This window comes from Acidipila rosea (assembly GCF_004339725.1).
Taxonomy (GTDB): Bacteria; Acidobacteriota; Terriglobia; order Terriglobales; family Acidobacteriaceae; genus Acidipila; species Acidipila rosea.
In genome coordinates this window covers 679,647-691,359 of record NZ_SMGK01000001.1, presented here as the reverse complement: position 1 = coordinate 691,359, position 11,713 = coordinate 679,647, and the positions used below count along the sequence as shown (strand labels likewise).

7 protein-coding genes are annotated in these 11,713 nt (G+C 60.4%); 5 read left to right on the top strand and 2 right to left on the bottom strand.

The features are described 5' to 3' along the window. Positions 1-37: 37 nt before the first annotated feature. Positions 38-1,129: an energy transducer TonB gene (locus tag C7378_RS02820; protein ID WP_243648021.1), complete on the bottom strand. Its 1,092-nt coding sequence runs from the start codon at positions 1,127-1,129 to the stop codon at positions 38-40. Between the two features lie 263 nt (positions 1,130-1,392). On the opposite strand from C7378_RS02820, the gene ileS reads away from it, so the two are divergent. The 5 genes from ileS (at position 1,393) to C7378_RS02795 (ending at position 9,794) form a co-directional block, all read left to right on the top strand. Next, the gene (ileS, locus tag C7378_RS02815) at positions 1,393-4,206 is read left to right on the top strand and encodes an isoleucine--tRNA ligase (RefSeq protein WP_131991460.1); all 2,814 of its coding nucleotides are present in this window, start codon (positions 1,393-1,395) and stop codon (positions 4,204-4,206) included. Next, positions 4,158-4,727, top strand: a complete 570-nt coding sequence (gene lspA / locus C7378_RS02810) for a signal peptidase II (protein ID WP_243648020.1) — start codon at positions 4,158-4,160, stop codon at positions 4,725-4,727. The genes ileS and lspA overlap by 49 nt, the downstream gene beginning before the upstream one ends. A gap of 312 nt (positions 4,728-5,039) precedes the next feature. Continuing rightward, positions 5,040-7,985, top strand: a complete 2,946-nt coding sequence (gene uvrA, locus C7378_RS02805) for an excinuclease ABC subunit UvrA (protein ID WP_131991458.1) — start codon at positions 5,040-5,042, stop codon at positions 7,983-7,985. Between the two features lie 2 nt (positions 7,986-7,987). After that, positions 7,988-9,304, top strand: coding sequence for a tetratricopeptide repeat protein (locus C7378_RS02800; protein ID WP_131991456.1), 1,317 nt, complete (start codon positions 7,988-7,990; stop codon positions 9,302-9,304). A 40-nt stretch (positions 9,305-9,344) separates the two neighbouring features. Further along, the gene (locus tag C7378_RS02795; protein WP_131991454.1) at positions 9,345-9,794 is read left to right on the top strand and encodes a hypothetical protein; all 450 of its coding nucleotides are present in this window, start codon (positions 9,345-9,347) and stop codon (positions 9,792-9,794) included. A 21-nt stretch (positions 9,795-9,815) separates the two neighbouring features. Here the strand turns inward: C7378_RS02795 and C7378_RS02790 are convergent, their stop codons facing one another. Further along, positions 9,816-11,711 carry a M61 family metallopeptidase gene (locus C7378_RS02790; protein WP_165876619.1) on the bottom strand — a complete coding sequence of 632 codons (1,896 nt, stop codon included), beginning with the start codon at positions 11,709-11,711 and terminating at the stop codon, positions 9,816-9,818. Positions 11,712-11,713 lie beyond the last annotated feature (2 nt).

Below are 11,713 nucleotides of genomic sequence, written 5' to 3'. Positions count from 1 at the left end.
CATTTGTGATGCAGCCACGGAAATAGTTCAGAGTCGCTTAGTAGATTCGGAAGTTGACTTCGACTTGGATTTCGACCGGCACCGGATGGCCCTTATACATAGCCGGCTTGAAACGGTACTGCTTGACCGCTTCGACAGCCTTTTCATCGAGCCCCATGCCCAGCGGGCGCACAACACGAACATGCTGCGGATTGCCCTGCGCATCAACGATCAGAGATACGATGCAGATGCCCTGATACTTGGCGCGTCGCGCTTCGTCAGAAAACTCAGGATCGACAGAATAGGTGACCTGAGGAGCCGAAACACCGCCGCCCGGATGATAAACGCCACCACCGGTTCCACCGCCAGAGCCGGGGCCGATACCGCCGCCGCTGCCGGAGCCGATGCCGCCACCGGAACCCTGTCCGAAGCCACTGCCCGCCCCCCCGCCCTGTGAGGCGAGCGCTACCTGGTTCGACTGGGGAATGCCAAGGTTGGGCATGGCAGCGTCAGGCATCTTGACCTGCTGCGGCATGACTACAGTGGGAGCGACAGCGAGCTTGGGATGATCGATGAGGAGCTTTTGCGGAGGCACAATCTGCTGCTTGTCGAACTTGGGCAGCTTGCCCTTGGAGGCCTGGACCAGTTCATGATTGCCGCCGCCACCGCCGCCACCCATGACCGCCATCGTCTTTGGAGCCATGGGAATAAAGGGCGAGATGTCCACCGGTGTGACGACCGCCTTCCTGACAGCCGGACGTGTTTTGATCTGCCAATAGATAAAGAACGCAATCAGTCCAATGACCAGCACATGGATTCCAGCGGAGATGGCGCTGGATTTGGGATCACGGTGGATTTCAAGCGGATTGGTGACCGCGACCGGCTTGGAAGTGAGCTGAAGAGGCGGAAGCTTCTTTGGAAAGAACAGATCCTGGATGCTGTCCGCGAGAGTCTTCCAGACAGGTTCGGACTCCAAGGCATCGTGTACAGCGACTGGCGTAGAACTCAATTGAAGTGGTGCTTGTTTCTTTGAGGAGAAGGCGTCGCGCAAATTTGCGATGAGCGACGTCCACATGGAGCCGTCGGCTTCATGCAGGAGTTCAAACTGCTCGTCCTGTGACCGATCTTGTTCCAGTTCAATAGGTGTCAAAACCTGATTCCCCATACAGCCTATGCGCAAAAACCGCGGATTTGAGATAGACCTGATTTCTGTCTATCTCTTCATTATGTAGTACGGCCAGCACCCTTGTCTCGATTCTGCGACTGGAAATATGTTGATGGCGCGTAACGGGCACTTCCAACTTGCTATCGACATAGACGCTGGCGACGGGGGAAAGTCGCCGGTTTTTTGCCTTGCGCGAGCAGATACAATGAAGTTTAGCTCTATCAAGTACAAGATCGACTGGAGAACCGATGTCCGCTGCGCCTGAGCTGAAGGCGACTTTAACGCTGCCCCAAACCGGCTTTCCGATGAAAGCCAATCTGCCCCAGAACGAGCCTACACGGCTGAAGCAATGGGCCGAAACCGGGCTGTACGAGCAGATTCGCGAGGCCCGCGCCGGGTTGCCGAAGTATATCCTGCACGATGGGCCGCCGTACGCGAATGGCCCAATTCACCTGGGCCACGCCCTGAACAAAGGGCTGAAAGATTTCGTGGTGAAGTCGAAGACCATGGCTGGCTTTGACGCACCTTACGTGCCGGGATGGGACTGCCACGGGCTGCCGATCGAAATCAAGGTGGACGAAAAGCTGGGCCGCAAGAAGCTGGAGATGCCGCGCGCCTCAGTGCTGCGCGCCTGCCGCGAGTACGCCCAGAAATATATCGACCTGCAGCGGACGCAGTTTGAACGACTCGGCATCCTTGGCCGCTTCAACGACCCCTATGCGACGATGACCCGACAGTATGAGGCGAAGACTCTGGAGGCGTTCTACAGCTTCTATGAGCGGGGCTTCGTCTATCGCGGGCTGAAGCCGGTTTACTGGTGCATCCACGACCGGACGGCGCTGGCCGAGGCCGAGGTGGAGTACGAGATGCACACCAGTCCGAGCGTGTATGTGCGCTACGCGCTGACCAGCGATGCTGCGACGCTCGACGCGCGGCTGGCTGGAAAGAAGGTCTGGACAATCATCTGGACGACGACACCGTGGACGCTGCCCGCGTCCCTGGCGGTCGCGTTCCATGCAGAACTGGAATACGTTGCGCTTGAACAGGACGGCAACACCTACATCGTCGCGGAGGCGCTGGCTACGGCCGTGCGCGAAGCCTGCGGCCTGGAGCGGGCGGTTGAAGTTGCACGGTTCAAAGGCGCGAGGCTGGAACGCACGACCTTCCAACACCCCTTTGTCGATCGCTCGATCCTAGGCGTAGTTGCCGACTACGTCACGACTGAGCAGGGCACCGGCGCGGTGCACACCGCACCGGCGCATGGCGCAGACGATTTCTACACCGGCGTGCGCTATGGCCTGGACCAGACGTGCAAGGTGGATAACGAAGGCAGGATGCGGCATGGACTGGCCGAGATTGAAGGCCTGACGGTCTTCGAGGCGAATTCGCCGATCATCGAGATCCTGAAGGCGCATGACGCATTGATGGGCCGCAACGATATCTATCACAGCTATCCGCACTGCTGGCGCTGCCACAATCCGGTGATCTTCCGTGCGACGGAGCAGTGGTTCATCGGTATGGAGACGCCGATGACCAGCCAGGATGGCACTGAGACGACCTTTCGCAAGCGAGCGCTCGACGAGATCGACAAGGTGAAGTGGGATCCAACGTGGGGCAAGGAACGCATCTCGAACATGATCGCGACCCGGCCGGACTGGTGCATCTCGCGCCAACGCGTGTGGGGGGTGCCGATTGCGGTGTTTCTCTGCGAGGGCTGCGGTCATGCGCTGAACGATGCGGGAATCAACCGCAGCATTGTCGAACTGCTGGCGCGCGAAGGAATTGAAGCGTGGTATTCGCATGAGGCAGGGCAGATGCTGCCCGAAGGCACAGCCTGCCCGAAGTGCGGCAAGAAGGATTTCCGGAAGGAAACGGACATTCTCGACGTCTGGTTCGACTCGGGCACAAGCTGGCATGCGGTGCTGGAGACAGAACCGGAACTGCAGTTCCCTGCCGACCTGTATCTGGAGGGCGGCGACCAGCATCGTGGATGGTTCCACTCATCTCTGCTGTGCGCGGTGGCGATTCGCAATGCAGCCCCCTACAGGCATGTAGCGACGGCAGGCTGGACGCTCGACGAACAAGGCCGCGCGATGTCGAAGTCGCTCGGGAACGGCGTCGATCCGGTGGACGTGGCGAACCGGCTCGGTGGCGAGATTGTGCGGTTGTGGGTCGCCTCCATCGACTTCCGTGAAGACATGGCGGCAAGCGAAAACCTGATGCAGCGCGTGGCGGACAACTACCGCAAGCTGCGGAATACATTCCGCTTCCTGCTGGGGAACCTGCATGGCTTCGATACGGCGCGCGATGCCGTAGCGTTTGACGAGATGCTGCCGCTCGACCAGTACATGCTGGCGCGCACGCGCGAACTGACGGAGAAGGTGCTGCGGTGGTATGAGGAATTTGAATTCCACCGGGTTTATCATGCGGTGACCGAGTTCTGCGTGGCTGACCTGAGCGCGCTCTACCTGGACCTGCTGAAGGACCGCATGTACACCTTTGCGCCGGCAAGCAGGGAACGCCGCTCGGCCCAGACTGCGCTGTGGAAGATCACGGAAGCGCTGGTCCGGCTGGTGGCGCCTATACTGAGCTTCACTGCGGATGAGGTATGGGGTTATCTGCCTGCAGTCGCGGGACGGGAATCCAGTGTGCACATTGCGCTCTTTCCGAAGCCGGAGGAGCTGGCGCCAAAGGATACGACGGCGGACTGGCAGAGGCTGCTGGTGATTCGCGACGAGGCACTGAAGAGCCTGGAAGAGGCTCGCAAGGACAAACGGATCGGCAAGGCGCTCGAGGCGAAGGTCCGCATCAGCGCCGAGTCGGACGCGCTGGCTCTGCTGACGAAATATGAGGGCGCCTTGAAGGAGTTGCTGAACGTTTCGCAGGTAGAGCTGACGGGTGGGGATTCACTTGTGGTTGAGACACTGCCCGCCGATGGCACGAAGTGCGAGCGCTGCTGGAACTACCGTACGGATGTGGCCCAGTTTGGACCGTGGAGCACGGTGTGCGGACGATGCGCCGAAGCATTGACCGCCATGGGATATGCGAGCGTGACCGCATGACCGCGCCTCAACGCCGCGACTGGCGCGGCCTTCTGCTGATGATCTCTGCTGTGATTGTCGCGCTCGATCGGTGGACGAAATACCTGGTGCATAAGCACATTGCCTCAGGCGATATGAAGGTGATCATCCATGGGACATTCGGCATTTCGAATCTGCAAAACAATGGAGCGGCGTTCAGCCTCTTCGCTGACTCAGCTTCGCCGAGTCGCACGCGATGGATGCTGATTGCCTTTTCACTCTTTGCGGCTCTGGTTGTGCTCCTGATGATCTTGAAGGCGGGGCGGCGATTGACGGCGACGACGGTCGCACTCGCCCTGGTACTGGGGGGAGCGGTCGGCAATCTCTGGGATCGCGTCTTCGACAAGACGGTCACGGATTTCATTGCGGTAAATCTCCACTTCGGCAGCTGGCACTATCACTGGCCAGACTTCAATATCGCGGATTCGGCGATTGTGATCGGCGGCCTTCTGCTATTGCTCGATGCTTTGCGCGGGAGCAGGGAGACAGATAAGGCGGTCTAACAGACGGGCTGGAAAAGCGGTGCGGTGGCTTGATTCTGAATGGGCTCGGCGAGCATCCTGCCGAGCCCATTCAGTCTTTGCACCCAAAATCGAACGACGCTCGAGAAGTCGCCTCTCCAAAGCCATGAGGTCCGCGGTTTCGAGATGGCCAGGTGCGAACGCTCCCGGTCTTGTCGGTGTGGGCCAGCTCACTTGCCGGCGGATCGAAAGGGACTTTGACGACCCGCCTCGAAAGGCGCAGCGAGAGCGGCAAAGCGCTTTTATAATCAAGATGGGGCGGTTCGCACGCACTGCTTCAGACAAGGCATACTTTTGACGGACCAGATCATCATCCGCGGCGCGCGGGTCCACAATCTCAAGAACATCGACTGCGAGATTCCGCACGGCAAGCTGACGGTCGTCTCGGGCGTCTCTGGTTCGGGTAAATCCTCCCTGGCCTTCGACACGATCTATGCAGAGGGACAGCGCCGGTATGTTGAATCGCTGTCTGCTTATGCGCGGCAGTTTCTGGAGCGCATCGAGAAGCCGGACGTTGACCTGATCGACGGCCTTGCGCCCGCGATCGCGATCAAGCAGAAGAATACGACGCGCAACCCACGCTCGACCGTGGCCACGGCCACAGAAATCTTCGACTACATGCGGCTGCTCTATTCGCGCTGTGGAACGGTGCACTGCATCGTGTGCGATGGAGTGGTGCGGCGCGACAGCGTAGACGAGATTGCGGCGGCAGTACTCGCGCTGGGCGATGGCACCCGGCTACATGCGCTTTTTCCAGTGCAGAAGCCGGGGACGCAACCGGTTTCGCCGGAGCCGGAAAAGCCGAAGACGCGCGGGCGCAAACCTACGGCGAAGAAGGCCGCTGCTCCGCTCTCGTCCCTGACGGAGGAACTCAAGGAGCGACTGGGCGAGCTGCGCAAGCGCGGCTTCAATCGTCTCTACCAGAACGGCACGATTTACGAGTTTTCGACGCCGGAATCGCTGCTTGAAATCAACTTCGACCTGCCTGTCTTTATCCTGGTAGACCGGATTGCCGTTTCGGCAGAGAGCCGTGCGCGCATTGTCGATGCGGCGGAAATCGGGTACCGCGAGGGCGGGGAGATTCTCTTCGAGATCGTGCCGCGTGAAGCAGGGGAAGCAGAGCGGGAGCGGTTGCGATTCTCAGCGGCGTTTGAGTGCAAGAACTGCCATCGGGTGTACACGGAGCCCGAGCCGCGCCTGTTCTCCTTCAACAATCCATTTGGCGCGTGTCCGCGCTGCCAGGGCTTTGGGAACACGATCGACTTCGACCTGGACCTGATTATTCCGGACAAATCGAAGACGCTGGAAGATGGCGCAATCGATCCGTGGATGCGACCCAAGTACCGCCCCTACTTCACGGAGTTGAAGCGCGCGGCGAAGCAGCATGGGATTCCGCTGAATGTGCCGTGGTATGACATGACGCTGGACCAGCAGGCGTTCGTGCTCGAAGGACACGGCTCGTTTGTGGGGGTGCACGGATTTTTTGAGCAGCTGGAGCGGAAGAAGTACAAGCTGCATGTGCGGGTGATGCTGAGCAAATATCGCGGCTACGCACTGTGTCCTGAGTGCAAGGGGCAGCGGCTGCGCGCAGAAGCGCGCGCAGTGCGAATCGATGGAAAGAATATCTGCGAGGCCGCAGCGCTGACGATCCGCGCAGCCGATGAGTTTTTCTCGGCGCTCAAACTCTCACCCATGCAGCAGGAGATCGCCGGAAGCATCCTCGGCGAGGTACAGCAGAGGCTGCACTTCCTGGATGCCGTGGGACTGGACTACCTGACGCTTGACCGGCTGGCTTCAACACTTTCAGGCGGCGAGGCGCAGCGCATTCAGCTGGCTACGTCGCTGGGCTCGCGGCTGGTGGGAGCGCTCTATGTGCTCGACGAACCCTCCATTGGGCTGCATACGCGGGATACGGCGAAGCTGATTCGCATTCTGGAAGAGTTGCGCGACCTGGGCAACACGATCCTCGTGGTCGAGCACGATCCCGATGTGATCCGGGCGGCTGACTACCTGCTGGATCTGGGGCCGGGCGCGGGTGAATACGGCGGCCGTGTGCTGGCGGCGGGAACTGTGCCGGAAGTGACACGCAACCCTGAGTCGATCACGGGGCGCTACCTGAGCGGACAGCTGACCATCCCGGTGCCGGCGCGCCGGCGCGAGCCGAATCCCGACTCAGGCAAGGACTGGCTAAGGCTGCGAGGCGCGCGGGCCAATAACCTGAAGAATGTGGACTGCGAGATTCCACTGAATGTGTTGACGTGCATCACGGGCGTTTCCGGCTCAGGTAAATCGACGCTGGTGCACGATGTGCTGTACCGGGCGGTAGCGCACGCGGTAGGGAAAGGCGAGGGCGCAGACCCTACTCATCTGTATCGCGAGCTGAAAGGTGCGGAACGGCTGAACGACATCGTGCTGGTCGACCAGGCCCCCATCGGGCGCACGCCCCGCTCGAACCCGGTGACTTACATCAAGGCTTTCGACGCAGTGCGCGAGCTGTTTGCCGCGCAGCCCGAGGCGCAACGGCGGGGGTATGGCGCAGGACACTTCTCATTCAACGTGCAGGGTGGTCGCTGCGATGTGTGCCAGGGGGATGGGACAGTCACGGTAGAGATGCAGTTCCTCGCGGATGTGGAACTGCCGTGCGAAGAGTGTAACGGGACGCGTTACAAATCGAGCACGCTTGAGATCAAGTACAAGAACAAGAATATTCACGAGGTGCTGGGGCTGACGGTCAAGGAGGCGCTCCGCTTCTTTGTGGGTCAGCCGAAGATTCTCGACAAGCTGGCAGTGCTCGAAGAGGTTGGCCTCGGCTATGTGCGGCTTGGACAGTCGGCAACAACGCTCTCGGGTGGCGAGGCGCAGCGCGTCAAGCTGGCCGCGCATCTCGCAGCTACCCGCACTTCGAGCGGAGCAGCGAAGAAGCTGGGCAGCCGCGTGCTTTACATCCTCGACGAGCCCACGACCGGTCTGCACTTCGACGACGTGAGCAAGCTGCTGACGGCCTTTCGCAAGCTGATCGACGGCGGTGGATCGCTGGTGGTCATCGAGCATAATCTGGACGTGATCAAATCTGCGGACTGGATCATCGACCTGGGCCCGGAGGGTGGCGGAGCCGGCGGACAGATCGTCGCGACCGGTACACCGGAAGAGATTACTCAAAACGAGCTTTCCCACACCGGCTACTGGCTGGCGAAGGTGCTCGGCAACAAGCGCGAAGTCGCGGAAGAAACGGTAGTTTAAAGATGCAGAAACTTGTCCTGCTGGCTGCTCTATCGGCCATGACCGCTGCCGGCGCTGTCGCGCAATCGGCCCCCCTGCCACCGGGAACCTCCGTCGATGACCAGCCCAACCTCAGCGCACCTGTGCCCACCAACAGCCCGGTGACGACGGCTGAGTCCGATATCGACGCGAAGAACTATGGAGCGGCGCGGAGCCTGCTCGATACCTGGCTCTCGGCTCATACTCTGGATGCAAGAGCGCTCTTTGACCGCGGCTACATTGAGGATGCGCAGGGCCATACGGACGGCGCGGCTGTCTACTATCGCAGAGCCATTGCCGCCGATCCTAAGCTTTTTGAGCCGCGACTTGCTCTGGGGCTGATTCTGGCAGGCGAGGGCAAATCGAATGAGGCAATCGATCAGCTGAAAGCAGCTGTGCCGCTGACTCCGAATCCGCCAAACCCGGCGGCCAAGGCACAGGCGCTTCGAGCGCTGGCGCAGCTGCTGCGCACGAGCGACCCGGATGGTGCGAAGCAGGCGCTGCTGGCCGCATTGTCCATGAGTCCGGAGACGGTGGGCGACACCCTGCTGACCGGCGAAATCGCCGACGCCGAAGGCGACTCGGCGACAGCAGAAGCTGCATACCGGCGGGTGCTGAACGTGCAGCCGGAGTCTTCAGCAGCGACGGCGGGCCTGGTGCATCTGCTGATCGCGTCAAAGAAGTATGCCGAGGCAGAGCCGCTGGTGAAGAGCGCGCTGAGCCGCGATCCGGATGATCCGGCACTGAACACCGAGCTGGCCAGCATTCTGAACGCCGAGGGCAAGCAGCAGGAGTCAGTTGGGGTGCTGGAAAAGCTGCACCAGCAGCAGCCCGGCGACAAGCTGATCACTGGAATGCTGGCGGATGCCTATGACCAAACAGGGGCAGCGGCGAAGGCCGAGCCGCTCTACCAGCAGCTGGTAGCAGCCTCACCGAATGACCCTGCGCTGCTGGCTGAACGCGGCGACAACCTGATTAAGCAACAGCGATATGCCGAGGCGGTCAGTGTGCTGGAGCGGGCGACGCAGCTTGCGCCGGGGAATGGGAATGCGTGGAGCAGCCTGGCTTTTGCGGCTTCAGAAGATCATCAACCTGAAGTCACACTTCAATCTCTTTCAATGAGATCAAAAACAATGCCGGAAACACCTGCCACCTATTTCCTTCGCGCCACGGCCTACGATACTCTGCACCAAACGAAGCTTGCGGCGGAAAACTACCACAAATTCCTCGACGTCGCAGGCAGTCAGTTTCCAGATCAGGTATGGCAGGCGAAGCATCGCCTGGTAGCCCTGGGCAAGTAAACATTCACGAACGTCTTCGCGCCGCCTGAGGAGGTGGGCCATGAGGTTCGTTCTCCTTATCACTACGTTTCTACTGTCCGGTATCTCTGCCTACGCACTAGCAATCGACGAGCGGATACCGGACGCCCAGACGCTGCTCGCGCTGGAATCCAGAGCCGAGCAGGCGGTCCCCAAAGAACAGTGTTTTCTCTATGCGGAGCTGGTTCACTCCATGACAGAGCTGGCCGGGCAGCAGCTGGCGCAGGGAGACCTGGAACAGGCCTCTGCCACGCTGCGGGCCGTCGAGCAGTATTCGCAGCGCATTCACATGGGACTGGCGAGCAACTCAAAACGCTTGAAGAACGCGGAGATGCTGATGCGGCATACGTCGTTCCGACTGAAGGAATTTCTCGGTGGCGCATCGCTGGAAGACCGCCCCGGGCTGGAATCTACGCTGCGGCAGCTGGACAGAGTTGAGTCGGAGCTGATGATGCAGGTATTCAAGCACTGAGCGCGGTCTTCCGGCGAAGGGTTATCCCTTTGGCTCGGTGGTGAGGGGCTTGAGGATATCGTCGAGCAGGTCGGGAGTTCCCTTTTCGCGCTCGAGATGCGGATACTTAAGACCATCGTGATAATCGATGTGGAGGATCTTGTAGTACCCCGTATTGGCAACGATGAAGTCGATGGGAGCGCTATTACCCTTTGCTCCGGAGATGGAATCGTTGAGCAGTGAGTTGGTGTACTGGCGTCCGTTGACGGCCACGATCTGCATGCCCGGGCCGAAGCCGGCCTTATCTGCCGGTGAGCCGACGAGAACATCCTCAACTTTGCCGTCGCTGCCTACGTTAAGGCCAATCGACCACCACTCAACCGCGTCTCCAACCACGGCGATTCCCGCCTGCGTGTAGTCGCTCGGCTTGTCAGTGTAGACGAGCTGATAGCCGCCGCGGGTGATGCCGCCCAAGGGTGCATGTGGGGCCTTGCTGGTGAGCCGCTCGGTGAGGAAGGCAGCCCAGTCATTGGGCACGACGGCGTTCAGGTTGGCTACGATGTCGTCGAAGGTGTAGGGAATGACCTTCGGCGGAGTATTGCCACCGAGACCGTGGAAGCGGGCGCAGAAATCATTGATGCTCTTTTTGCCGTTGGTGAGCTGGCGAATAGTGGTGTCGACATCAAGCCAGACCAGTTCGCCCTCAGGGTAGTAGTCAACGCTGCGACGCCAGTTATCCCACTGCTGGCTGGTGCCGTAGAGAATCTGGGCGGAGGTTGCCGTATCCTGCAGATCGCGCCAGGTACGGCCGGGCCTATAGTCCATGGCAGCGGCGGTTGAGGCCAGGGCGTCGCGATATTGCGCGGGGGTTTCGATGCCGCTGCGCGCTGAGAGCACGTCGCCGAGGTACTGGGTGAGTCCTTCATAGACCCAGAGGAGATTGCCTATCATCGGCTGCTCGTAGTTGCCGGTTGCGAGGCCCGCCGGGCGGCGATATTTGCCATTCCAGGAGTGAGTGAACTCGTGCGGCAGCAGGTCTGCAGCGAGCAGCGACAGGTTGTCATCGAGGAAGGTCTTCTCCGGCACACGATCGTCGCTCGACTGGTGATGTTCAAGGCCGAAGTGCGCGACCTGATCGCTGAGAGTCACCAGGAAGTGATAGCTCTCATAGTGGCGCGAGCGGTAAAGGGCGCCGGTCTCGCGGATGAGATTACTGAAAGCGGCAAGAGCCTGCGGCTTGATGGCAAGATCCTCTGGGCCGTCGGCGGCGAGATCGAGATAGTGCCGGGGAGTGATCTCCGGTGCGAGGGGAAACTCCTTGAAATACCTGCCAGTGAGCAGGGGCGAGTCAATAAGCTGCTCCAGCGAGACCTCGGCGAAGTGGGTGGTGGCGCCATCGCTGCCGGTCTTCGTGAGAGCGGTGCCGTATTGCCAGCCTTCGGGGAGCTTTGCCGAGGCATCAACCATGATGGTATCCGCCTGATGTCCTGCGGGATAGAGGAGGACTTCGTTCCAGCTGACCATGGCGAGGTTGGCACTGGTGGAGGCTCCGGCAGAGAAGCCTGACGCAGCCGCCGTAGCGAGAAAGTCCAGCTTGGCGTGGAGGGTGGTGACGCCGGGTGGCACGATGACGTGGAAGGCGAACATGTTGACGTCGTCACGCTGCCAGGCAAGCTGCTGGCCCTTGGCTTCAATCACCAGGCCTGCCAGATTATCAATGGGGCCGGTGGGGCCGTGCTCTCCAGGAATCCACTTCGGATAGACGAGGGTCAGTGGACCCGGCTTCACCGGAATATCGAGCTGCGCATGGAGCATTTTGCGCGGTGCATCTGTAACATCGACGGTTACATGAATGGGAGCGGAGGTCTGGGCAATTAACGGGGCGGCTGCGGCAAGAGTTGCGCCGAGCAGCAGAAGATGCAGCGATTTGGATAGCAAAG

Coding starts and splice junctions, on each gene's coding strand:
- lspA (WP_243648020.1), top strand. CDS start 4,158: ATGCGCCGAAGCATTGACCGCCATGGGATATGCGAGCGTGACCGCATG.
- ileS (WP_131991460.1), top strand. CDS start 1,393: ATGTCCGCTGCGCCTGAGCTGAAGGCGACTTTAACGCTGCCCCAAACC.
- C7378_RS02800 (WP_131991456.1), top strand. CDS start 7,988: ATGCAGAAACTTGTCCTGCTGGCTGCTCTATCGGCCATGACCGCTGCC.
- C7378_RS02795 (WP_131991454.1), top strand. CDS start 9,345: ATGAGGTTCGTTCTCCTTATCACTACGTTTCTACTGTCCGGTATCTCT.